Here is a 22,394-nt window from a genome sequence, read left to right as displayed (position 1 = left end):
AAGCCAGAACCTACACCCAAACAACTCGCCAGACTTATTCAAGAGCGACACCGGCGACGACAGGCTGCCACAGAATCCTGTCGGCGGAGGGGTGGGGAAATATGACAAAGTAGAATTAGTGAAAACACAAATAAAACTTAATCCCGGATGGCCGGCGTCTCGATTTTCAGCCCGTTGCCCCGGGAGGTGACATACACTTCGAGGTTGATGTACTCATCAGAACCCGGCAGAAAAGGCTCTGCGCGAAACGATGCCAGGCATTCACTGAAGCGCCGGTGCAGACTGGTGACACGGCTGGTGGACAGGCGATACACGGGAAAGCCGTTGCTCTGGTTCAGCTGTTGTCCCCGCAGCCAAGCCCCGCGATGCTGGTCGTGACAATGGTAGCAGGACATCTCCAACTGGCCGAAACGCTGGTGGTAGAGCTTCTTTCCGGCCTCATAGAAAGGTCGCACGGGACCATCCGTTTTTACCGCTATGGTCTGCCCCCGGGCAAGGTATTTCAGATAGGTTTCCAGCCCCACCATTTCCCGGCAGTCATACACCAGCGGGAAATTGTCCATGCGCTCTTCCCAGCAGATATTGACCTGATCCTGCAGGGTGATGGGGCGCTCCTGCCCAGGATCATAGACCGGATAGGCCGCAATGTGCTGCAGGTTGAGTTTCCGGCCGTCTTCACCGTGACAGTCAGTACAACGGTGGCCTTCCTCGTCTGCCTTGTGAAACAGGCTGCGCCCGTAATCCACGACATCCATCCCCGGATTTGCAAAATCGTCTTCCTGCATTTCCCGCATTTGCCCGGAAAGAAAAGCACTGCCGGAGACAGGCGTAAAATTCTGCTCCGCTGGACTTGCGGCGGACCAGGCCAGCAACAGCCAGAACACTCCCTGTGATAACTCCTTCATTTCTGCATTTTCCTCAGGGTGCGCAGATAAGCCACCACGTCCTCGACTTCCTGGGGAGTCAGAATGGTCTTGCCTTCATATTCGTCCAGGACACGGTAGAAATGCCTGGGATCCCGGTAGAAGCCAGGCATGATGGTCATGGGGTTAACCTGCTTTTCATCGATGATCCTGAGCCGAATCTGGCCTTCCGTCAGGCGGGCGCCGATATCATACAGGGGAGGACCCACCGTACCATGGAACTCCTCTTCCGGAATCGGCAGCCGATGACAGGCCAGGCAGTTGCCCTTCCCCCGGGCAATGGCAATTTTCTGTCCGCGGCGGGGATCTCCCTTCAGGCCCGCCAGTGAACCGTCAACCGCGTAATGCTTCATTTCCCATTGCACATAGGGCTCGGCCTGCAGCACAGGCACCAGCAGAGCCAGTACCAGCGCGAGTTGGCTGCTCCTGCGCACCCGGCTGTTCAGCAGCCTGCGCCCATCACAAATTGTTCCTGCCAGTATCATTGTTCCCGAGCATAGTGCCACCGGCCGTCAGCAGCAAGCGTTTTACCGGGCCAAAGCTGCGCCGGTGAATTTTTGTGATCCCCTGTTCCTGCAGCGCCTGGAGGTGGATTTTCGTGGGATAGCCCTTGTGGCGTGCAAAACCGTAACCCGGATAGACACCGTCGAGAGCGACCATTTCACGGTCACGGGTCACTTTCGCAATGATAGACGCCGCACTGATACAGGGCTCGCTGCCATCTCCCCCGATGATGGCTTCCGCACTGCAGGACAACTGTGGCAGCCTGTTGCCATCCACCAGTACATGGCCAGGCGCCAGGGACAATCCCTCCACCGCCCGTTTCATGGCAAGCAGGGAAGCCTGAAGGATATTGATGGCATCGATCTCCTCGACTTCCGCACGCCCAACGGCAAAGGCCAAGGCTTTTTCGTGGATTTCCACATAGAGCCTTTCGCGGCGTTTCTCCGAAAGCTTTTTTGAATCATTCAGGCCATCGATGGGATTTCGTGGATCGAGAATGACTGCTGCGGCCACCACGGGTCCCGCCAGAGGCCCTCTTCCCACTTCATCCACACCACAGATCAGCTCAGTCATTGCTTCTTTCCCGCCAGAGATTCAGGACAGCCCCTGCCGCCAGCGTGTCGGTTTCCATGATCAGGGATTCATGTGTCCGGGTGTATTCCCTGAAAATTCCCTGCACGAGTGGAGCGTCACCGAAAAAATTCAGGACAGCTGGTAGCAGTTTTTCGGGTTCACAGGCCTGCTGGATAAATTCAGGCGCCAGAGGCGCTTCGCTGAGCAGATTGGCCATGGCCACATGCTCGATCCTGAGCATGCCCAGCCCCATGATGATGCGATAGGTCAGCGGATTCACCTTGTAGCCCACGACCATGGGCCGCTTGCAGAGCAAGGCTTCGAAAGTTGCCGTTCCCGAAGCCACCAGCACTACATCCGCCGCCGTGAGTACCTGGGCGGTATTGTTACGCGTAAGCATGATGTCCAGCTCCGGTGTGAATTCCTCACAGGCCTGCCGGAAGGCAGCTTCGGTCCTGTCGGTAGCCAGAGGGGAAACCACTTTCAGCCTATCGAGCTGGCTGGCACAGGCTGCAGCCGTCTGCAGGAAGGGCCGCGCAAGTCGCTGAACCTCCCCTCCCCGGCTGCCGGGGAGCAGCGCCAGGACAGGAACATCCGGTGAAAGACCCAGCTGCTCGCGGGCAGTCTTTTTGTCCGGCTGCAGAGGATAACGATGTGCCAGAGGATGTCCGACATAGGTGCAGGGGACCCCGTGTCTTGCCAGGAAGTCATGCTCGAAGGGAAAGATGCTCAGCACAAGATCTGCGGCAGCGCGGATCTTGTGTATCCGCTTCTGACGCCATGCCCAGACGGTGGGACTGACATAGTGAACCGTGGGAACACCATCTGTTTTAAGCGTGGTTTCGAGCTTCAGATTGAAATCAGGCGCATCCACCCCAATGAAAAGATCAGGCGGCTGCCGCTTCCAGCGCCGAATCAGTGTCTTGCGTATCTTCAGCAGTTCGGGAAGGCGTCCCAGCACCTCTACCAGCCCCATCACGGACAACCGTTCCATGGGAAACCAGCCCTGCAAACCCAGTGCTGTCATCTGCGGACCGCCGATACCTTCGAAAGTCACCTGGGGATGCTGCTTTTGCAGCTCACGCATCAGTCCGGCAGCGAGCTGATCTCCGGAAGGCTCAGCTGCAACGATGCCGATACGCATTAACGGATGATGCTGCGGGCGGGGTTGCGCAGGAATTCAGGCAGAATACCCAGGCGGGGTTGTCCGGCGCAGAGCGCCTTGATCTTTTTCTGAGCCTCTTCCAGACAGATGCCGGAACGGTACAGAATGCGATAGGCATCCTTGAGCAACTTGATGGCGGTCGCATCGAATCCCCGCCGTTTGAGGCCCTCGGCATTGATACCGCGGGGCTCGGCAGGGCTGCCGGACACCATGACAAAAGGCGGCACATCCTTGCCGATGGCGCTGCCCATGGCAGCGAAGCTGTGTGCCCCGATGCGCGTGAACTGATGCACCATGGAAAAACCACCGAGGATGGCCCAGTCCTGTATCTGTACGTGTCCACCCAGGGATGCGGCATTTGCCAGTATGGTATGGTCACCCAGTACACAGTCATGGGCAACATGGGTGTATGCCATGAGTAGATTGTCATTGCCGATGCGGGTAGCGCCCTTGTCCTGGGCCGTGCCCCGGTTGATGGTGGCAAATTCCCGGATGACATTGTCATCGCCGATTTCCAGCCAGGTTTCTTCTCCCGCGTATTTCTTGTCCTGGGGGTCTTCGCCAACAGAAGCGTACTGATACACCCTGTTGTTCTTTCCCAGACGGGTGTTGCGGCTGATCACCACATGGGAGGCGATATCGCAGCCATCCCCGATTTCCACACCAGGACCGATGATGCTGAACGGACCGATACGGACACCTTCGCCAATTCGGGCATCCTCGTCGACAAGGGCGGAAGGATGGATCAAAGTTCCCTCGCTGTACACATGATCTCGGCACTGGCAACCAGTTTCCCTTCCACCTTGGCTTCCGTGCTGAATACCCAGATACCGCGCCGGCATTTGACCAGGGTTGCTTCCAGATGCAACTGCTCACCCGGCAGCACCTGCCGCTTGAAGCGGGCCTTGTCCACGCCGGTCAGAAGATAAATGAGACTGTCTTCGGAAGCTTCGGTCTCCATGGCAAGAAGACAGGTGGCCTGCGCGAGCGCCTCGACAATCAGCACCCCCGGCATCACCGGTTTTCCGGGAAAATGTCCCTGAAAGAAAGGTTCGTTCATGCTCACGTTTTTCAGCGCCAGCAGGCGCTCACCGGGCTGACACTCCAGCACCCGATCCACCAGCAGGAAAGGATAACGGTGTGGAAGACGGTCTAAAATACGGCTGATGTCCATGGTTTCCAAAGGAATCTCCAGATTGTGTTGCCAGCGGTTTGACCGCGGGATCAGTGCTGCGCCCGTCGGTGTTCCGGCTTATTTTTCATTGTCATCGGGTTGCGCTTCCAGCCGGGACAGGGCTTTCTCCAGTTCCTTCAGGCGGCGCGCCATACTGTCCAGCTGCTTGATTCTGGCGATATTCTTCTGCCAGATCTTGTGAGGCATGGCCAGAATACCCCCGGTGTATACGCCGGGTTCCCGCAGCGAGCGGCTGACCACACTGGCACCGGATACGTGCACACCGTCGGCCAGCTCGATATGGCCAACCACACCGACCCCACCGGCCAGGGTACAGCCGGCACCGATGCGCGTGGAGCCGGAGATCCCGGTACAGGCGGCAATGGCAGTATTCTCGCCAATTTCCACGTTGTGGGCCACCTGAATCTGGTTGTCCAGCTTCACACCGTCATGAATCACGGTATCGTGAATGGCGCCGCGATCGATCGTGGTATTGGCGCCCACCTCCACATGGTCACCCAGGGTGACGCTGCCAAGTTGCGCCACCTTTTCCCAACGCCCCTGATCACTGGCCAAACCAAAACCATCAGCGCCGATCACGGCGCCCGGATGAATAAGACATTCCCGCCCGATGCGCACGCCGTCCATCAGGACAACAGAGGCCAGCAGACGGGAGCCCTCTCCGAGCAGCACATCGCGGCCCAGCACGCAGTTTGGACCTACATAGGCATTGGCTTCGATACGGCTGCCGGCGCCGACGACAGCGCCTGCGGCGACTACGGCATCGGGATGGATGCTGGCTTCCTCGTCCACCTCGGCAGCATCATGTATCCCTTTTCCCAGGTCCAGGGCCTGCGCAAAACAGCGGGTCACCCTGGCCCAGGCCAGATAGGGGTTGTCTGTCAACAGCGCGTTTGTGTGACAGTCCCTGGCATCGGAGGGCCGTAAAATCACCGCCGAAGCGCGTGTATCCTGGAGAAACCTGCGATATCTGGGATTGTTGAAAAAGCTGATCTGCCCTTCTGCCGCATTGTCCAGGGTTTCAACACCTTGGATACGGCAGTTGCCATCACCCTGCAGGTCCGCTCCGCAACACTCTGCCAGTTCTGCAAGCGTGAATTGGGCGGACATGGTTCAGATGCTGCCTGCTATTTCTTGAGTTCTTTGAGCACTTGCTTGGTGATATTGACTTTGTCGTTGGCCCATACCACACCACTTTCCAGTACCAGATCGTAGCCCCCGCGCTTGGCGACCTTGACGATCACTTCGGCAATGACCTTGCGCAGCTTGCTCAGCTCCTCGTTCTGGCGCAGGGCCAGGTCTTCCTGGAATTCGCTCTGGGCATTCTTCAGTTTGCGGGTGCGGGCGATGATATCGCGCTCCAGCCGTTTGACTTCCGCGTCGCTCATGATGGAACCGTCACGCTTCAGTTTCTCTTTCAGCTTCTTGAGCTTTTTCTGCTCGGACACCAACTGGTCATCACGCTTGGAAAATTCCTTGCGGATTTTCTCCTTGACCGCTTTTACCTGGGGAGATTCCTGCAGCACTTTGCCAACTTCGACATAGGCGATCTTGGTTGCAGAAACGGCTGCGCCGCTCAGGGATAAAAGAAACAGCACCATCAGGCCAAACAGGGTTATTTTTTTCAACACGTTCTACTCTCCTCAAAAAACCGATCCAAAACTAAACTGGAAATTTTCCACGTCATCATAACTCTTATCATTCAGCGGAACACCATAACTGAGCGTCATCGCTCCCATCGGCGACAACCAGGTTGCCCCTATCCCTACAGAATACCGGATTTCATCCAATTCTACCCGGTCCTGGAATACATTTCCCGCATCAAGGAATACGGACATCCGCACCGTGGAATCAAGCTGTGCAAACGGCGGCGGAGAATACAGTTCCAGTCCACCCACGAGCTTGATATTGCCGCCGAGAGGATCGCCGGTGGAATCCCTGGGACCCAAGGTATTGTTCTTGAAGCCCCGCACAGATTTCTCACCCCCGGCAAAATAGTTCTCGAAAAACGGCAACTTGTGGGTCTTGCCGTAGCTGTCCCCATAGCCCAGTATAGCTCTGCCTGCAAACACAAAACGGCGGTACAGGGGCACATACTGGCGGTAGCGGTAGGACAGCTTGTAGAACTGCAGATCGCTGCCTGGAATCGTCACTACCGTCGAAAAGGACTGGGATGTGCCGACGGTAGGGAAAATGGCGCTGTCACGGGAATCATGACTCCAGCTTCCCGTGAGCTTGAAGTTCAGGTAGTTGTCGCCTTCCTGATTCACGAAGTCGATGATCTCCAGAGGAGGCAGACTGCCCAGGGTCAGATCGATGTTCTCTATGGCAAATTTCATGCGCAAGCGGTTGAAATCACTGAGCGGCACGCCATAGTTCACAGAAGCTTCGGAAGTATCGGTCAGATAGTCGGAGATATTGAGCTCGTTGTAATCCGTCTTCTGGTAGCTGAGATTGAAACCCCGGCTGACACCGTTGATCGTCGCATAGGGATTGAAATACGACAGCTGATATTTGGTGTTGTAGCTGCTGGTATTGGCCGCGAGTGTGACCTTCTTGCCTGTGCCCAGAAAATTATCTTCGGTAATACTCGCGGAGAAGCTGATGCCCTGACTGCCGGAATAGCCCAGTCCGCCGGCGAGTGAACCCGACGGTTTTTCCTTTACCGTCACCAGCACGTCCGTCAGGTCTGTAGATCCCGGGACTGAAGGCGTTTCAATGGTGACGTCTTCGAAAAACCCCAGACGGCGGAGACGTTCCCTGGAAAAAGTCAGCTTGCTGTTGGACATCCAGGTGTTTTCCATCTGCCGCATTTCCCGGCGGACCACACGATCCCGGGTCCGGGTGTTGCCCTTGACATCGATACGGCGCACATAGACCCGTTTTCCCGGATCCATGAAATAGGTGATGGACACCGTCTTTTTCTCTTCATCGATTTCCGGAATGTGGTTGACGTTGGCAAACGCATAGCCCATTTCCGAAAGCTTGTCCGTAATCCTGTCTGTGCTGTCCACGACCTTGCGTCGTGAAAAGGGTTCGCCCCGGCGCAGATGGATCAGCGGGAAATATTCTTCCGGATCGACGATGAGCTTGCCGGTAATCTTCACATCGCCAATGGTATAAATATCGCCTTCACTGACATTGATGGTAATGAAAATGCCTTTCTTGTCCGGGCTGATCGTGACTTGTGTCGAATCCACCCTGAAATTTAGATAACCCCGGTCGAGATAGAAAGACTTGAGCAGTTCGAGATCCCCCGCCAGCTTCTGCCGCGAATATTGGTCTTCCTTGGTGAACCAGGCAAACCAGCCACCAATCTTGGACTGAAAGCCGGCCTCCAGGTCTTCATCACTGAAAGTCTTGTTGCCGATGATATTGATACCGCGGATGCGCGCCGTGTCACCTTCCTGGATCTTGATCTTTACCGCGACGCGATTCCTTTCCAGGGGAATGACCTCGGTTTGCAGTTGCACCCCGTATTTGCCGCTGTTGAAAAACTGGCTTCGCAGTTCCTGTTCTATCTTGTCCAGCACCGAGCGGTTGAAGGTACGCCCTTCAGCCAGGCCAATATCCGCCAGACCTTTCTGCAGATCTTCGGTCTTGATGGACTTGTTGCCGGTGATATCGATCTGGGCAATGGCCGGACGTTCCTGCACGATGATATTCAGCACCTGCCCATCCCGCTCCAGGCGCACGTCCTTGAAGAACCCGGTTTTGTAAAGGGCACGAATGATGCTCGGCACGGTTCGCTCGTCGATCGTGTCTCCCGGTTTTACCGGCAGGTAGTTGAACACGGTACCTGCGGAAATACGCTGCAGCCCCTCTACCCGGATATCCTTTGCAACGAAAGAATCGGCAGCAACCGGCATCGCCAGCATCAGGGCAAACAAACTCGCGAAAATATATCGGGCCATGCGCATAATGTAGAGGTGGTTGTCCCACTTTTTTAGTGATGCCGTATTATATAGGCTGACTTGGAAATTGCATCCTAATCCGGCTTTTTTTACGCCGCCCGGGAGGATGCGTCCTTGCATCGCGTAGACTGGGCTTTCTACCCGCCGAGGCGGGCGATATCCTGATAGAACACCAGTATCATGAGGCTCAGCAGCAGGGCCAGCCCCACCTGCTGTCCGCGGAGCATGAACTGCTCGGACGGCGGTTTGCCGGTAACCGCTTCAATCAGGAAGTAGAACAGGTGCCCGCCGTCCAAAACAGGCACCGGCAGAAGGTTGAATACCCCCAGGCTGATGCTGATGATGGCCAGCAGTTTCAGGAAATACACCATCCCCGCATCCACAGCGCTGCCCGCCGCACTGGCCATGGTGATGGGTCCGCCCAGATTCTTGAGCGATGCCTGACCGCTGAGGATACGCCACATCACTTTCAGCGTAAGCGCCGAAAAGTCCCAGGTTTTCACGACAGCCGCCGGAAATGCCTCCAATACTCCCAGGGAATACTGCACCCGGTATTTCGCCCGAAGCGCCGGGTCCACTTTGTTGGCCGCCCCGATGCGACCGACAGACTTCCCGTCTGCCTCTACTACCTGGGGGATCAGTTCCAGTTCCATGCGTCGCCCTTCACGCTCAATGGTGAGTTGCATGGGCACGAGGGGGCGCTTGCGGACATACTTGACCCACTGTATCCAGCTTTCCATGGGCACGCCATCCACCTGAACGATGCTATCACCGGGTAACAGCCCTGCTTTCTCGGCGGGCTGGCCGGGCAGTACCTTCCCGATCACGGGTGGAGCCTGGGGCAAATCCGGCTTGATGCCAAGCGCCTGCAACGGGTCTTTCACCTCCGCCATATCTCCAATAGCATCAAAAGCCAGCACATGTTTTTGCAGCCGGTCATCCTTGTCACGGGTCTCGATGACCACACTGTTTCCGCTCGCTGAAGAAGAAGCAAACTGATACAGCATCTGGGTCCAGGTTGGGGTTGGCTTGCCGTTGATGCCTGTTATCTCCTCACCGGGAACGAATCCGGCTTCAGCAGCAGGCGAGTTGGCTGTCACTTCCCCGACGATGGGGCGTAAACCGGTCTCTCCCATAACCAGCACGACCCAGAACAGCAGTACCGCAAAGACCAGGTTGAACACCGGACCTGCCAGAACAACCAGTGTCCGCACCCAAAGAGGCTGGCGGTTGAACGCACGCTCCACTTCCTCTTCCGGCACCTTGCCTTCACGCTCATCCAGCATCTTCACATATCCACCCAAAGGAATGGCTGCTAGGACATATTCCGTGTCGTCATTCTTGCGGCGCCAGGTCAGCAGCGGTTTGCCAAAACCGATGGAGAAACGCAGCACCTTGATGCCCAGCTTGCGCGCCACCCAGAAATGGCCAAACTCATGCACCGTGACCAGGATGCCGATAGCGAGAACAAATCCAAAGATGCTGTTGGCAAGGGTTTCTAACATGTCCTTGTGACCCCGGCCTGCACCAATCGTTCCGCAGTCTCCCGGGCCCGGCGATCAGCGTCCAACAATACACCCAGGTCATCTGCAGGCTCGGATTGCAGGGTATTCATCGTCTCTTCAATGATTTGCGGGATCTGCAGGAAGCTGCATCTTTCGGACAGAAAGGCAGCCACGGCCACTTCGTTGGCGGCATTGAGTATGGCCGGCATGCTGCATCCCTCTTCGATGGCGCGGAAAGCCAGGGCCAGGCAGGGGAAACGTGCCAGGTCAGGCTCCTCGAAATCCAGGTGTGCCACATCGAACAGATTCAGGCTGTCCACACCGGAAGCGATGCGCTCCGGCCAGGCCAGTGCGTGGGCGATGGGTGTACGCATATCCGGGTTGCCCAGCTGGGCCAGTACGGAGCCATCCACGTATTCCACCATGGAATGGATCACGCTCTGGGGATGCACCACCACCTTTATCCGCTCCGGCGCGGCATCGAACAGCCAGTGGGCCTCGATGACTTCCAGCCCCTTGTTCATCATGGTGGCGGAATCCACGGAGATCTTGCGCCCCATGTCCCAGTTGGGATGGGCACAGGCCTGCTCTGGCGTCACGCGCTCAAGTGCTTCCCGTTCCAGTGTACGAAAAGGTCCGCCGGAAGCCGTCAGCAGGATACGTTTCACTCCTTGCCGGTCCATGTCGCGGGCATAGTTTTCCGGCAGGCACTGAAATACGGCGTTGTGCTCGCTGTCGATAGGCAGCACCCGCACTTTGTTTCTCTCGACTGCCTCCATAAACAGGCCGCCAGCCACGACCAATGCTTCCTTGTTGGCCAGCAGAATACGTTTGCCGGCCTCCACGGCAGCGAGAATGGGCAGCAGACCAGCCGCTCCCACGATGGCCGCCATCACCGCATCTGCATCCGCATGACAGGCCACGGCATTCAGTCCTTCTTCACCTGCCAGAACCTGAATGTCGGGCGCTTGCTCTTTCAGCAGTGCTTCGAGCTGCGCGGCGCTGCCGGCATCCGCCATGGCCACCAGTCGCGGTTGGAAATCCAGACACTGTTGCAGCAGGCCCTGCACATCAGTGTTGGCGCTCAACGCCACTACCCGGTAGCGGTCGGGATGACGGGCCAGCACATCCAGGGTGCTCTTGCCGATGGAACCGGTCGAGCCAAGAATGCTGACGCCGGTCAAGACAACACACCCAAAGCAATCAGGCGGCCCACGAAAAAGGGAGCGGAGGCAAGCTGGGCATCGATACGGTCCAGCACACCGCCATGTCCCGGCAGGATGTTACCGCTGTCCTTGATGCCCCGTTCACGCTTGAGAAAGCTTTCCCACAAATCACCACCCACGGACACCAGCACCGTACCCACGCACAGCAGTACCACCACCACAGGAGACAACGGCAGCCATTTCAGCCAGATCAGAACGGTACCGGCCACGGCGCCACCGGCCAGTGCACCCAGCACGCCTTCCACGGTCTTTCCGGGGCTGATATGAGGCGCCAGCTTGCGCCGCCCAAACGCACGGCCGGCAAAATAGGCGCCGGAATCAGCCACCCAGACCAGTATCATGGCAAACAGCATCAGTTGCGGACCATGATCTGCCCTGCCATGGAGCTTGACGAAAGCCAGCCAGGCGCCGGTCAGCGCCACCAGCCCCATAAACAGCCAGGGAAGATTCAGACCGGTTCGTTCCCGGGGAGAGAAACGCCTGGAAAGCAGCAGCAACAGGTTCAGCAGCCAGGCTGCGGCGAGTATCTGAAGAAACGGGCCGGTCCAGGCCGCTGCCCGCAGGCCAAAAAGCAACCACAGGCCAATGCCGGCAAGGGCCACCAGCACCAGCCTGGCAGAAACGGCGCCGATGCCACTGAGATTACCCAGTTCCCAGACCCCGCCAAGAATGATCGCCCCCAACACCAGTGCAAACCAGGCGTTGGAAAGGCCCAGTACAGCCCAGATGACCAGGGGAGCAAGAACCAGTGCCGTGAGTATGCGTGTCTTGAGCATCAGCTCACCTGCTCGGCAACACGCCCAAAGCGCCGCTGCCTGCCGGCATAGTCCCTGAATGCAGCCAGCAGGTCTTCCTGGTCAAAATCCGGCCACAGGGTTTCGCAAAAATAAAGTTCGGTATAGGCGCACTGCCATAAAAGAAAATTGCTGATACGCTTTTCTCCACCGGTGCGGATAAACAGATCCGGTTCGGGCACATCGGGGCAGGACAGATGCTGCGCCAGTGTTTCTTCGGTGATCTGATCGACCTTGAGTTCGCCCTGCTCCACCTGTTCCGCCAGCTTACGCGCAGCCTGGGTGATATCCCAGCGCCCGCCGTAGTTGGCCGCCACCTGTAACAGCAGGCAGTCGTTGTCTGCAGTGGTCTTTTCGCTTTCGATGATCAGTTTCTGAAGCTTGTCGGAAAAGGCACTGATATCGCCAATGATGCGCAGACGCACATTGCGCTTTTTCATGCGCCGCACTTCGCGGTTCAGCGCCGTGAAGAACAGCTCCATGAGCATTTTCACTTCGGTCTTGGGGCGTTGCCAGTTCTCGCTGGAGAAGGCAAAAAGGGTCAGCACCCTGACCCCCTGCTGACCGCAGGTTTCGATGACCCTGCGTACAGTCTCCACACCGGCGCGGTGTCCTGCATGACGGGCCTTGCCGCGCTGCTGCGCCCAACGCCCGTTGCCATCCATGATGATGGCGACATGTTCCGGCATCTTGTCCACTGAAGAGCTGTTTGGAGAGGCGGATGGCTGTTCAAACGGCCATCAGATCCTTTTCCTTGGCTTCCAGCAGTTCATCGATTTCCTTGACATGCAGATCGGTGAGTTTCTGGATGATTTCCTGCCCGCGTCGCTCGTCATCCTCGGTAATGAGCTTTTCCTTGACCAGGTCCTTGAGATCGCCGTTGGCATCCCGGCGCACGTTGCGGACCGCCACCTTTGCGTGCTCGCCTTCCTGGCGAACCACGCGGGTCAGGTCCCTGCGGCGCTCTTCGGTCAGCGCTGGCATGGGCACGCGGATTACCGTTCCCGCCGTGTTCGGGTTCAGACCCAGATCCGATTCCATGATGGCTTTTTCGACTGCCTTGACCATGCTCTGTTCGAAGGGCTGGATGGTCAGGGTGCGGGCATCCTCGACATTTACGTTCGCCACCTGCTTCAGGGGCGTGTCAGCACCATAGTAGGAAACAGTCAGGTGATCCAGCAAGCTGGGGTGAGCTCGACCGGTACGGATTTTTGCCAGTGAATCCTGCAGTGATTTGACCGACTTGTCCATTCGGTCAGCAGCGTCCTGTTTAATGTCATCTATCATGCCTGTTCTCCGGAGCTAACCAGTGTTCCAATATCATTTCCTTTCAGAAGACGCGCCAGTGCGCCCTCATCATTGATGTTCATTACCCGCAGCGGCAGATCCTGGTCGCGGCAAAGTATCAGCGCGGTGGCATCCATCACGCCCAGCTTGTCTGCAAGCGCCTTGTCGTAACTGAGCCGGGAATAGAAGACCGCGCTGTCGTCCTTCATGGGATCTGCGGAATACACGCCATCCACCTTGGTAGCCTTGATCAGCAGATCCGCCTGGATCTCGATGGCCCGCAGGCTGGCGGCAGAATCGGTCGTGAAAAAAGGATTTCCGGTACCTGCAGAAAGAATCACCACCCTGCCTCTGTCCAGATGTTCCAGTGCGCGGTAGACGGCATAGGGTTCGCAGACCTGATCCATATCCAGGGAAGAAAGTACCCGGGCATCTACGCCGGCCTTGCGCAGGGCATCGCCCATGGCAAGGGAATTGATTACCGTCGCCAGCATGCCCATGTGGTCGCCGGTGACCCGGTCCATGCCGCCACCTGCCAGTCCCGCGCCGCGGAAAATATTTCCACCGCCGATGACCAGCGCCAGTTCATAACCATCGGCTGCCAGGGCCGCGATCTCCCGCGCCAGCCGGCTCATAACCGCGGGATCGATACCAAAATCCCCTTCACCCATCAGGGCCTCGCCGCTGAGTTTCAGCAGCACCCTGCGATACGTTCGCTCACCATCGGGCATGCTCTTGTTTTCTCCGGTTTTCATCGAATTGCAGGAAACGAATAGTATCAACAGCCATGGCTGTTGTGTAGCAAAAAAAAGGCGTGGAACAATCCACGCCTTTTATGCGGTCCGGTCTGGCTGACTCGGTGCAGAGGATTATTCGCCGCGAACCTGCGCCATCACCTCTTCAGCAAAGTTTTCTTGCTTTTTCTCGATACCTTCACCCACTTCGAAGCGCACGAAGCGGTTGACAGTGGCATCGGTGGAATCCAGCAGTTTACCCACAGTGGTATCTGGGTCCTTGACAAAAGCCTGTCCGGTGAGGGTGATTTCAGCCAGATATTTGCGAATACGGCCTTCCACCATCTTCTCGATGATGTTGTCCGGCTTGCCACTCTCCTTGGCCTGGGCTTCGATGATCTCCTTTTCCTTTGCCAGCAGATCCTGGGGAACATCTTTTTCTTCAACACAGACCGGGTTGCTGGCCGCCACGTGCATGGCCAGGTCCTTGCCCAGTTCCTCGTCACCACCGGAAAGATCCACCAGCACGCCAATACGGACACCGTGACGGTAGCTCGCAATCTGGCCATCGCTTTCCAGACGAATGAAACGGCGTACATTCATGTTCTCACCGATCTTGGATACCAGCGCCTGACGGGCTTCTTCCACGGTGATGTCCTCACCTTCGTGCAAAGGCAGTGCATTCAGCTCTTCCACGTCAGCCACATCGCTGTTGAGCACACGCTCGGCCACCGCATTGGCAAAGGACAGGAAATTCTCGTCCTTGGCGACAAAATCGGTCTCGCAGTTAACTTCGGCCATGGCGACCTTCTTGCCGTCATCACTGGCCTGTATGACGATCACACCTTCTGCTGCAATGCGACCGGCTTTCTTGGCCGCCTTGGCCTGGCCGGACTTACGCATGTTCTCAATCGCCAGTTCAATATCACCATCGGTTTCAACCAATGCCTTCTTGCATTCCATCATGCCAGCGCCGGTGCGCTCGCGAAGTTCTTTTACCAAAGCTGCTGTTATTGCCATGGTGTTCCTCACTATCTGTATAACTTGGGCACATACCGGTTCGGCATGCACAAAAAATATGATTCCCCTGCCCCGCTTTCACGGAACAGGGGATATCCCGATATCTATTCTCTGTCAGCCTTCTGCGGCTTCTGCTTCAGAGGCGGCTTCCGGAGCTGCTTCAGCTGCGACAGACTGCGCGGCAACCGCACGGCCTTCCAGTATGGCAGCTGAAGCGCCCTGTACGTAAAGCTGAATGGCGCGGATGGCGTCATCATTACCGGGAATGACATAGTCGACCAGATCCGGGTCATTGTTGGTATCCACCACACCGATGACGGGGATACCCAGCTTGCGCGCTTCGGCGACAGCGATGTCTTCATGGCCGGTATCCACCACGAACATGGCATCGGGAATACCACGCATGTTCTTGATGCCGCCCACGCTACGCTCCAGCTTTTCCAGCTGGCGCTTCAGACCCAGGGCTTCCTTCTTGTTGAATTTCTGCTCCATGCTGCCATCTGCCGCCATTGCTTCCAGTTCTTTCAGACGGTTGATGGACAGTTTGATGGTCTTGTAGTTGGTGAGCATGCCACCCAACCAGCGGTGGTTGACATAGGGCATGCCACAACGCTCGGCCTCTTCCTTGATTGCATCGCTGGCAGCGCGCTTGGTGCCGACGAACAGCACACGACCGCCATTGGAGGCCAGTTTGCCGATGAAATTCATGGCATCATTGAACAGTGGAAGCGTCTTCTCCAGATTTACGATATGGATTTTATTGCGCTGACCGAAGATATAAGGTGCCATCTTCGGATTCCAGTAGCGGGTCTGGTGCCCGAAATGCACGCCAGCCTCGAGCATCTGGCGCATGGATACGTTACTCATAATATTACCTTTAATTGTAAGGGTTAAGCCTCCGCCGGCTCTGGCACACTAAACTCCGTTTTCAGGAGCACCCATAATGCGCGTTATATTCATAAAGCCGGCGTGTGTATTTGCCGTTTGGCGGCGCGTTTTATACCATAAACGGCTTGATTCAACAAATTCGAGCCACAAACCCCAGGTACCAGGATGGCCATAACCATAAAAACACCCGAAGAAATCGAGAAGATGCGTACAGCCGGACGCCTGGCGGCCGAGGTGCTTGAAATGATCGAACCCTATGTAAAACCGGGGGTTAGCACGGACAAGCTGGACCGGATCTGCCATGACTACATCGTCAACGAGCAGCAGGCCATCCCTGCCCCGCTCAACTACCACTGCTTCCCGAAATCCATCTGCACTTCGGTTAATCACCAGGTCTGTCATGGCATTCCCAGTGACAAAGTACTGAAAAGCGGCGACATCATCAATATCGACATCACTGTCATCAAGGATGGCTGGCACGGCGACACCAGCAAGATGTTCTGCGTGGGAAAGCCCAGCATTCTCGCCAGCCGCCTGTGCGACATCACCCGGGAAGCCATGTGGAAAGGCATCGATGTGGTCCGGCCCGGCGCCCATTTCAGCGATATCGGCCATGCCATACAGCGCTTCGTGGAGGCCAATCACTATTCCGTGGTGAGGGAATACTGCGGTCATGGCATTGGCCGGGGCTTCCACGAAGACCCGCAGGTATTGCATTTCGGCAAAGCCGGCAGTGGAGCGGAAATGCAGCCCGGCATGATCTTTACCATCGAACCCATGGTGAATGCAGGCAAGAAAGACGTCAAGCAACTCGGTGATGGCTGGACCGTGGTCACCCGCGACCGCAAGCTCTCCGCGCAATGGGAACATACCATTTTAGTCACTGAGACCGGCCACGAAGTCCTCACCCTGCGAAAAGAAGAGCAGGCAGAACACTGATGCCCATATCCCTCATTCCGGACCTGGATCAACAACTGAGCCAGGCCACAGACCCGCTCGCCGCTTTCCGCGACATCATCGCACGCAGCAAGACGGTACTTGCCGACCGCTTCAACGCCGGCGAAGCTGTCGAGGATCTGGTGCATGCCCGCGCGGATTTCGTGGATCAGATACTGCAGCGCGCCTGGCAGCATTTCATTGCAACAGACAATGACGGCGCGCTGGTCGCCGTAGGCGGCTACGGGCGTGGTGAACTGCACCCAGCCTCCGATGTGGATGTGCTCATCCTGGTTGGCGCAGTGCCTGCAGGCAAGCAGGCAGAAGACATCGAGCAACTGATCACTTTCCTCTGGGATATCGGACTGGAAGTCGGGCACAGCGTGCGCACACTGGAACAGTGCGTGGAATCGGCTGTCGCCGATGTCACCATCGTCACCAATCTCATGGAATCGCGCTTTCTGGCAGGCAGTGAAATGCTGTTTCAGCAAATGAAAGTAAGTACAGGACCAGACCGGATCTGGCCCAGCAACGAATTCTTTTCCGCCAAGTGTGAGGAACAGAAGGCCCGTCATGCACGCTTCGGTGACACGGCCTACAACCTGGAACCCAACATCAAGTCCAACCCCGGCGGCCTGCGCGACATACAGATGATCGGCTGGGTGGTGAAGCGCCATTTCAATGCAGAGCGGCTGTCAGAACTGCTGCATCAGGGCTTCCTCACCGATGCGGAATACCAAGCGCTCAAGGCGGGTCAGTCCCATTTGTGGAAGATCCGCTTTGCCTTGCATCTGCTCACCGGCCGCCATGACGACCGCCTGCTGTTCGAGTACCAGCGCAGCATCGCCCGTCAGTTCGGCTACTGCGACGCCGACAGCAACCTGGCGGTGGAACAGTTCATGCAGGACTATTACCGCACGGTCATGGAACTGAACCGTCTCAATGAAATGCTGCTGCAACTGTTCCAGGAAGCGATCCTGTATCAGAACAAGCCTTGCGATGTCGTCCGCATCAACAACCGTTTCCAGTCCTGCAACGGCTATCTCGAGGCAAGCAATGCGGCGATCTTTGTCCGCTACCCCATCGCCATCCTGGAGCTGTTCCTCATCCTGCAGGAACACCCTGAACTGGAAGGCGTGCGCGCCAGCACCATACGGCTGATACGCGCCCACCTGCATCTGATCGACGAGCGCTACCGTAAGGATATCCGCTCCCGCAGCCTTTTTCTGGAGATCCTCCGCCAGCCCCAGGGCATTTTCCACGCCCTGCAGCGCATGCACCGCTATGGTGTGCTGGCCGCCTATATTCCCGCATTTGCCAACATCACCGGGCGTATGCAGTTCGATCTCTTCCACGTCTACACCGTGGACGAGCACACGCTGATGCTGCTGCGCAACCTGCGCCGTTTTTCGGTGCCGGAGTTCGAAGACGAATTTCCCCTGTGCTCCCGGGTATTCAAACAGCTGATCAAGCCGGAACTGCTGTATATCGCGGGCCTGTTCCACGATATCGCCAAAGGCCGCGGAGGTGACCATGCCATCCTCGGCGCGGAAGATGCCCATGCCTTCTGCAAGCTGCATGACCTGTCCGACTACGACGCAGAAGTTGTGGCCTGGATCGTGCGCAGCCATCTGCTCATGTCCGTCACCGCCCAGCGACAGGACATCGAAGATCCCCTAGTAGTACAGAACTTTGCACAACAGGTGGGTGACCGTTCGCGTCTGGATTATCTTTACCTGCTGACCGTGGCCGACATTCGCGCCACCAACCCCAAGCGCTGGACTTCCTGGAAATCCTCACTGCTGAACCGTCTCTATCACAGCACCCGGCAGACGCTGATACGCGGTCTGGAATCACCCCTGGGGCAGGATGAACTGATCCAGTCGAAGCAGGGCGAAGCACGCCGCATGCTCAATGAAAAAGGCTTCGGCGACGAGGACATCAACAGGTTCTGGCGGGAACTCAGCCTGGAATACTTCCTGCAGAACGATCCCGAAGAAATCGCCTGGCACGGCAACCTGTATTTGTCCGGCAAGGATTTCAGCAAACCGATGGTCGCCCTGCGCACTTCCGTGAGTCGCGGCTGCAACGAGATATTCATCGTGCAGAAAGACCAGAAGAACCTGTTTGCCCGCTGCACGGCTCTGATCGATCAACTACACCTGAATATACTGGAAGCCCGCATCCAGACCACCGACAGCGGCACCGCCCTGAACAGTTTTTTCGTACTGGAGGTGGACGGTCACCATATCGCGCCGGAACGCAACAGGGAAATCCAGGAAATTCTGGAATACGGTCTGCAGGAAAGCTCCGGCACAACTCCCAAAGCACGTGCCCTGCCACGGCGTTTGCAGGAGTTCTCCAGCAAGAGTGAGATCACCATCAGCCAGGATGTGCAGAACCACCATACTCTGTTGCGCATCAAGAGCATGGACCGTCCGGGCCTGCTGTCCCTCATCGCCTGGGTGCTGACGGAGCAGAATCTGCGTCTGCTGAATGCCAAGATCACCACTCTGGGCGCCATGGCAGACGATGTCTTCACCCTTACCGACAGCGATGGCAGAACCCTGTCTGATCAGGCACGCCTGGAAAAGCTCACACAGGCATTGCTCGAAACGCTCGACCAGCCTTCATGACCTGACGGATTTTACCGCCACATTGTCGCGGACATAGACAGGCAGGGCCTCTTCTGCGGCGACCGTCTCTCCTGCCAGCAGGGCAGCCAGTCCCAGGCTGGCGACATCCCGGGCGTGGATGCGCCACTCCCCCAGGATCCTGGCGGCAGGGATGCCGGTTGCCTGCTGCAGCACCCCGGGATAGGCGCCCCAGCCACTGCCGATTCCCCAGCAGCCTTCAGCCTGCGAACCAACAGCATCCGGCTTGTCCACCCGCTCGGCCCCACGGATGACCATGCGACCATCCTGCAGCAGGCACCGGGCCCAGTAGACTTCCCCCATGCGCGCATCCAGCGCACTCAGCACCTGCTCCGCGCCCCGGGTGCGCCAGGCGCCCTGTGCGAGCGCCGCCAGGGTGGAAACAGGAGCCACGGGCAGATCGGCGCCCAGTGCAATTCCCTGGATGACACCGGTAGCGATCCTCACCCCGGTAAAGGAACCCGGCCCGCGACAGAAAGCCAGCGCATCGAGCTGCTGCACGTCAAGTCCGGCCTCGCCCAGCAGTTCATCGATCATGGGGAGTATCAGTTCGCTGTGTCTGCGGGGCGCAATCTCGAAGCGCCAGCGCATTTCATCATCGATGCCCAAGGCGACAGAACAACTGTCCTCTGTGGTGTCTACAGCCAGTAATTTCATGGTTTCAGGAGGGTAAAAGCGCTCAGGCGGTAAGCTTCTGGGAACGTTTGTGAGCTTCCTTCTGAGCGATTTTCAGGCGTCTTTCGAGCTCGGTTTCCAGAGATTTGTACACCTGGATTTCGGCGCGCTGATACACGGTTTCCGGAATCTGACCCGCGAAGGTGATGAGCGCATCGCAAAACGCAATATCGGCTTCCAGAGCGGATATCTTGACTTTGAAACGTGCGGGCAGAGGAATTTTTCTCGCTTCCATGTGCCTATATTAGCAGCGTATCCGCTCTAGAACCAAAACCCTTTCCCATTCCCGGGCCGCGGCTCATGCAGATGCCAGCATATCCGCATGCAGCGCAGCCAGCAGGTTCTTCGGCGTAAGCATGCCGACCAGCCTTTCTTCGCTGTCAACCACCGGCAGATGATGTACACCTTTCTCGTAGAATACCGGAAACAGATCCAGGATATGCTGGTCCTCGCGGATGGTGATGACGGGGGTGGTCATGACATGCCCAGCAAACTCCGACTTGTCCGTGGTGACACCCTGGGAAGGCTTTATGAATGCACGCAGGCGTTTTGCCAGGGGCCGCCCGTCTTCTCTCTTTACCTGATTGAGAAAATCAGCAATGGTGACGATACCAATGACATGACGGCGCGAATCAATGATGGGCACACTGCGGATCTTGTGCCGCCACATGAGCTTCCAGATATCCTCGACCTTGTCACCGTACTCTGCACTGACCACATTCCGGGTCATGATCTCACCACAAAGAATTTCTCCCATGCGCCGCCTAGCATGGGTGGCTGACAGGTTGAAGATGCGCGTCAGGTCGTCCCGCGAGACATCCACGTATTCGTTCATTTCTCTGAGGGCATATTCGAGATCTTCCCTGCCGATACTCAGTCGCGCATCGACACGGTCTGCCCCCAGCTTGCTCTCCACAGATTTCCTCAACTGTTTCAGCGTATTGGGATAATACCGGTTCGGCAGGAGATTGTTGATCAGCAAGGCCCAGGCCAGCATGACAACCACATTGACCAGCACCGGCGTGAGCAGATATTCATAGCCCATGGCGCGAATGGCATCACCACCCGCCACCACGGTCAGAGCAGTCGCCCCGCCCGGCGGATGCAGGCAACCTGTTACATACATCACGAAGATGGCCAGGGACACGGCCAGCGCCCCGGCCAGCACTGGCTCCTTCACCAGGGCGGCCACGGTCACACCGATGAGACCGGAAATGAGATGGCCGCCGGCAAACGGCCAGGGCTGCGAGAGCGGCCCCAGGGGTACGGCAAACAGCAGCACCGCGGACGCTCCCATGGAGGCCACCACCCAAGGCAGGTCTCTCGGATCCAGGAAAATACTGCTGGCCAGCATAACCAGTCCGATACCGCCAAGCGCCGCCAGCCCGGACAAGGCTTTTTCCCCCAGGCTGACGCTGTCCTGTGGCGGGAAGAACAGGATTCTGAAGTCTTGGAGCTTCAATTTGACGTACCTTTCCCGAGCATCTTTTTCAGATGATCAGGCATGTTCCTGGCTCCGCTGAAATCCGCCTCTTGCACATGCGCATTGACAAAGCGGGAATTGGCCAGGTCAGCGTCCCTGAATGAAGTACCCTGCAGATGAGTACCATTGAGCAGAGAATGGTTCAGGGTCGCCCCGCTGAAATCAGCACCCTCCAGCGATCCTCCCGTCAGCGTCGCATCATGAAAATAAGCATCCACCAGTTTGCTTTCGAGCAGAACTGCCCGCTGCATGAAGCAACCGGTGAAACGGCTGCCACTGAAATCACTCTCTATCCATGGCGATATCTTTCATGTAGGCATCCTGAAAGTTGGCATCGCGGGCGCTTACATCGTTCAGATTGGCCCCGAACATATCTGCCCCTACAAAACGGCTGCCATCGAGGACACTGCCGTCGAAAGTCGTATGGAACAGTTCGGCCTCCAGAAAATCCGCTTTGCGAATGGTGCAGTCCGTCAGAAAAGCCCATTTCAGATTGGCTTCCTTGAGGCTCGCGCCGGAAAGATTGCAACCGTTCAGCCGTGCATTTGAAAAATCCACACCGTTCAGCACCGCACCCTGAATATCCAGACCGTCGATACGCTTACCTGCAAAGGAGCAGTGACGCAGATCGGTCTCGGGCATGGGTTTGTCACAATTGCCGCGCTCGGGTGTACCCGGCGATGCGGACCATGCAGACGTAATAACAGGAAGCAGTGATATGAATAACAGTATTTTCATCAACCTTGCCAGTTTATGATGATCGTATTATTTTAATGATTTCATTTAACAACCAATATCTTGTGCTAGACTTTCTTAAAACCCAAGCATTGTTTTATCTCTTTTTTGCAGCCAATTTAGGGCAAATATCCTAACATGTCTGAGCTACTGGAATTATTGCGCAAATCCTCGCCTTTCTAT

Annotated in this window: 24 protein-coding genes; 2 read left to right on the top strand and 22 right to left on the bottom strand. The window is 56.9% G+C overall.

What is annotated here, in order from left to right:
* Positions 1 to 137 precede the first annotated feature (137 nt).
* The 17 genes from soxA to rpsB form a co-directional block, all read right to left on the bottom strand.
* Positions 138 to 905 (bottom strand): sulfur oxidation c-type cytochrome SoxA, encoded by a 768-nt coding sequence (soxA, locus tag ACOCD2_RS02195; RefSeq protein ID WP_293643958.1) that lies wholly within the window; start codon positions 903 to 905, stop codon positions 138 to 140.
* Entirely contained in the window at positions 902 to 1,357 is a 456-nt protein-coding gene (gene soxX / locus ACOCD2_RS02190) for a sulfur oxidation c-type cytochrome SoxX (RefSeq protein ID WP_293672412.1), read from the bottom strand. The genes soxA and soxX overlap by 4 nt, the downstream gene beginning before the upstream one ends.
* A 25-nt stretch (positions 1,358 to 1,382) precedes the next feature.
* The gene (rnhB, locus tag ACOCD2_RS02185) at positions 1,383 to 2,000 is read right to left on the bottom strand and encodes a ribonuclease HII (RefSeq protein ID WP_293643962.1); all 618 of its coding nucleotides are present in this window, start codon (positions 1,998 to 2,000) and stop codon (positions 1,383 to 1,385) included.
* Positions 1,993 to 3,144 carry a lipid-A-disaccharide synthase gene (gene lpxB / locus ACOCD2_RS02180; protein ID WP_293643964.1) on the bottom strand — a complete coding sequence of 384 codons (1,152 nt, stop codon included), beginning with the start codon at positions 3,142 to 3,144 and terminating at the stop codon, positions 1,993 to 1,995. Before lpxB ends, rnhB begins: the two co-directional genes overlap by 8 nt.
* Positions 3,144 to 3,914 carry an acyl-ACP--UDP-N-acetylglucosamine O-acyltransferase gene (gene lpxA, locus ACOCD2_RS02175; protein WP_293643966.1) on the bottom strand — a complete coding sequence of 257 codons (771 nt, stop codon included), beginning with the start codon at positions 3,912 to 3,914 and terminating at the stop codon, positions 3,144 to 3,146. The genes lpxB and lpxA overlap by 1 nt, the downstream gene beginning before the upstream one ends.
* Positions 3,911 to 4,348, bottom strand: a complete 438-nt coding sequence (gene fabZ, locus ACOCD2_RS02170; protein ID WP_305800186.1) for a 3-hydroxyacyl-ACP dehydratase FabZ — start codon at positions 4,346 to 4,348, stop codon at positions 3,911 to 3,913. The genes lpxA and fabZ overlap by 4 nt, the downstream gene beginning before the upstream one ends.
* 69 nt (positions 4,349 to 4,417) lie before the next feature.
* On the bottom strand, positions 4,418 to 5,470 hold the full coding sequence (lpxD, locus tag ACOCD2_RS02165; RefSeq protein ID WP_293643968.1) for a UDP-3-O-(3-hydroxymyristoyl)glucosamine N-acyltransferase: 1,053 nt from the start codon (positions 5,468 to 5,470) through the stop codon (positions 4,418 to 4,420).
* Positions 5,471 to 5,487: 17 nt separating this feature from the next.
* On the bottom strand, positions 5,488 to 5,991 hold the full coding sequence (locus ACOCD2_RS02160) for an OmpH family outer membrane protein (RefSeq protein ID WP_293643970.1): 504 nt from the start codon (positions 5,989 to 5,991) through the stop codon (positions 5,488 to 5,490).
* Positions 5,992 to 6,003: 12 nt separating this feature from the next.
* Complete coding sequence (gene bamA / locus ACOCD2_RS02155) at positions 6,004 to 8,280, bottom strand: outer membrane protein assembly factor BamA (RefSeq protein ID WP_293643972.1); 2,277 nt, start codon at positions 8,278 to 8,280, stop codon at positions 6,004 to 6,006.
* A gap of 131 nt (positions 8,281 to 8,411) precedes the next feature.
* Positions 8,412 to 9,779: an RIP metalloprotease RseP gene (rseP, locus tag ACOCD2_RS02150; protein ID WP_293643974.1), complete on the bottom strand. Its 1,368-nt coding sequence runs from the start codon at positions 9,777 to 9,779 to the stop codon at positions 8,412 to 8,414.
* Complete coding sequence (gene ispC / locus ACOCD2_RS02145) at positions 9,773 to 10,963, bottom strand: 1-deoxy-D-xylulose-5-phosphate reductoisomerase (RefSeq protein ID WP_293643976.1); 1,191 nt, start codon at positions 10,961 to 10,963, stop codon at positions 9,773 to 9,775. The genes rseP and ispC overlap by 7 nt, the downstream gene beginning before the upstream one ends.
* Positions 10,960 to 11,781 (bottom strand): phosphatidate cytidylyltransferase, encoded by an 822-nt coding sequence (locus ACOCD2_RS02140; RefSeq protein ID WP_293643978.1) that lies wholly within the window; start codon positions 11,779 to 11,781, stop codon positions 10,960 to 10,962. The genes ispC and ACOCD2_RS02140 overlap by 4 nt, the downstream gene beginning before the upstream one ends.
* Complete coding sequence (locus ACOCD2_RS02135) at positions 11,781 to 12,497, bottom strand: isoprenyl transferase (RefSeq protein ID WP_293643980.1); 717 nt, start codon at positions 12,495 to 12,497, stop codon at positions 11,781 to 11,783. The genes ACOCD2_RS02140 and ACOCD2_RS02135 overlap by 1 nt, the downstream gene beginning before the upstream one ends.
* 31 nt (positions 12,498 to 12,528) lie before the next feature.
* Positions 12,529 to 13,086, bottom strand: a complete 558-nt coding sequence (gene frr / locus ACOCD2_RS02130) for a ribosome recycling factor (RefSeq protein WP_293643982.1) — start codon at positions 13,084 to 13,086, stop codon at positions 12,529 to 12,531.
* Positions 13,083 to 13,841: a UMP kinase gene (gene pyrH / locus ACOCD2_RS02125; protein ID WP_293643984.1), complete on the bottom strand. Its 759-nt coding sequence runs from the start codon at positions 13,839 to 13,841 to the stop codon at positions 13,083 to 13,085. The genes frr and pyrH overlap by 4 nt, the downstream gene beginning before the upstream one ends.
* A 114-nt stretch (positions 13,842 to 13,955) precedes the next feature.
* Positions 13,956 to 14,840 carry a translation elongation factor Ts gene (gene tsf / locus ACOCD2_RS02120; protein WP_293643986.1) on the bottom strand — a complete coding sequence of 295 codons (885 nt, stop codon included), beginning with the start codon at positions 14,838 to 14,840 and terminating at the stop codon, positions 13,956 to 13,958.
* A 114-nt stretch (positions 14,841 to 14,954) separates the two neighbouring features.
* A complete protein-coding gene (gene rpsB / locus ACOCD2_RS02115; RefSeq protein ID WP_305800145.1) occupies positions 14,955 to 15,692 on the bottom strand; it encodes a 30S ribosomal protein S2 in 738 nt (245 codons plus the stop codon).
* Between the two features lie 201 nt (positions 15,693 to 15,893).
* Between rpsB and map the strand changes: the two genes are divergently transcribed.
* Positions 15,894 to 16,667, top strand: coding sequence for a type I methionyl aminopeptidase (gene map / locus ACOCD2_RS02110; protein WP_293643990.1), 774 nt, complete (start codon positions 15,894 to 15,896; stop codon positions 16,665 to 16,667).
* Positions 16,667 to 19,300, top strand: a complete 2,634-nt coding sequence (gene glnD, locus ACOCD2_RS02105) for a [protein-PII] uridylyltransferase (protein ID WP_293643992.1) — start codon at positions 16,667 to 16,669, stop codon at positions 19,298 to 19,300. The genes map and glnD overlap by 1 nt, the downstream gene beginning before the upstream one ends.
* On the opposite strand, the gene tsaB is transcribed toward glnD, so the two are convergent.
* From tsaB to ACOCD2_RS02080, 5 genes are all read right to left on the bottom strand, one after another.
* On the bottom strand, positions 19,295 to 19,975 hold the full coding sequence (tsaB, locus tag ACOCD2_RS02100; protein WP_293643994.1) for a tRNA (adenosine(37)-N6)-threonylcarbamoyltransferase complex dimerization subunit type 1 TsaB: 681 nt from the start codon (positions 19,973 to 19,975) through the stop codon (positions 19,295 to 19,297). The genes glnD and tsaB overlap by 6 nt on opposite strands.
* A gap of 22 nt (positions 19,976 to 19,997) precedes the next feature.
* Positions 19,998 to 20,228 carry a hypothetical protein gene (locus ACOCD2_RS02095; protein WP_293643996.1) on the bottom strand — a complete coding sequence of 77 codons (231 nt, stop codon included), beginning with the start codon at positions 20,226 to 20,228 and terminating at the stop codon, positions 19,998 to 20,000.
* A gap of 63 nt (positions 20,229 to 20,291) precedes the next feature.
* Complete coding sequence (locus ACOCD2_RS02090; protein WP_293643998.1) at positions 20,292 to 21,455, bottom strand: HPP family protein; 1,164 nt, start codon at positions 21,453 to 21,455, stop codon at positions 20,292 to 20,294.
* Positions 21,452 to 21,727, bottom strand: coding sequence for a pentapeptide repeat-containing protein (locus ACOCD2_RS02085; protein ID WP_293644000.1), 276 nt, complete (start codon positions 21,725 to 21,727; stop codon positions 21,452 to 21,454). Before ACOCD2_RS02085 ends, ACOCD2_RS02090 begins: the two co-directional genes overlap by 4 nt.
* Positions 21,728 to 21,758: 31 nt before the next feature.
* Positions 21,759 to 22,118: a pentapeptide repeat-containing protein gene (locus ACOCD2_RS02080; RefSeq protein WP_293644002.1), complete on the bottom strand. Its 360-nt coding sequence runs from the start codon at positions 22,116 to 22,118 to the stop codon at positions 21,759 to 21,761.
* Between the last annotated feature and the right edge of the window lie 276 nt (positions 22,119 to 22,394).

Origin of the sequence: Thiolapillus sp., assembly GCF_048562965.1 — a bacterium.
Lineage (GTDB): Bacteria > Pseudomonadota > Gammaproteobacteria > Chromatiales > Chromatiaceae > Thiolapillus > Thiolapillus brandeum_A.
The sequence above is the reverse complement of the archived record's forward strand: the minus strand, read 5'-3'. Positions and strand labels throughout refer to the sequence as shown.

Coding starts and splice junctions, on each gene's coding strand:
- soxA (WP_293643958.1), bottom strand. CDS start 905: ATGAAGGAGTTATCACAGGGAGTGTTCTGGCTGTTGCTGGCCTGGTCC.
- rnhB (WP_293643962.1), bottom strand. CDS start 2,000: ATGACTGAGCTGATCTGTGGTGTGGATGAAGTGGGAAGAGGGCCTCTG.
- lpxB (WP_293643964.1), bottom strand. CDS start 3,144: ATGCGTATCGGCATCGTTGCAGCTGAGCCTTCCGGAGATCAGCTCGCT.
- lpxD (WP_293643968.1), bottom strand. CDS start 5,470: ATGTCCGCCCAATTCACGCTTGCAGAACTGGCAGAGTGTTGCGGAGCG.
- bamA (WP_293643972.1), bottom strand. CDS start 8,280: ATGCGCATGGCCCGATATATTTTCGCGAGTTTGTTTGCCCTGATGCTG.
- rseP (WP_293643974.1), bottom strand. CDS start 9,779: ATGTTAGAAACCCTTGCCAACAGCATCTTTGGATTTGTTCTCGCTATC.
- ACOCD2_RS02140 (WP_293643978.1), bottom strand. CDS start 11,781: ATGCTCAAGACACGCATACTCACGGCACTGGTTCTTGCTCCCCTGGTC.
- frr (WP_293643982.1), bottom strand. CDS start 13,086: ATGATAGATGACATTAAACAGGACGCTGCTGACCGAATGGACAAGTCG.
- pyrH (WP_293643984.1), bottom strand. CDS start 13,841: ATGAAAACCGGAGAAAACAAGAGCATGCCCGATGGTGAGCGAACGTAT.
- tsf (WP_293643986.1), bottom strand. CDS start 14,840: ATGGCAATAACAGCAGCTTTGGTAAAAGAACTTCGCGAGCGCACCGGC.
- rpsB (WP_305800145.1), bottom strand. CDS start 15,692: ATGCGCCAGATGCTCGAGGCTGGCGTGCATTTCGGGCACCAGACCCGC.
- map (WP_293643990.1), top strand. CDS start 15,894: ATGGCCATAACCATAAAAACACCCGAAGAAATCGAGAAGATGCGTACA.
- glnD (WP_293643992.1), top strand. CDS start 16,667: ATGCCCATATCCCTCATTCCGGACCTGGATCAACAACTGAGCCAGGCC.
- tsaB (WP_293643994.1), bottom strand. CDS start 19,975: ATGAAATTACTGGCTGTAGACACCACAGAGGACAGTTGTTCTGTCGCC.
- ACOCD2_RS02095 (WP_293643996.1), bottom strand. CDS start 20,228: ATGGAAGCGAGAAAAATTCCTCTGCCCGCACGTTTCAAAGTCAAGATA.
- ACOCD2_RS02085 (WP_293644000.1), bottom strand. CDS start 21,727: ATGCAGCGGGCAGTTCTGCTCGAAAGCAAACTGGTGGATGCTTATTTT.
- ACOCD2_RS02080 (WP_293644002.1), bottom strand. CDS start 22,118: ATGCCCGAGACCGATCTGCGTCACTGCTCCTTTGCAGGTAAGCGTATC.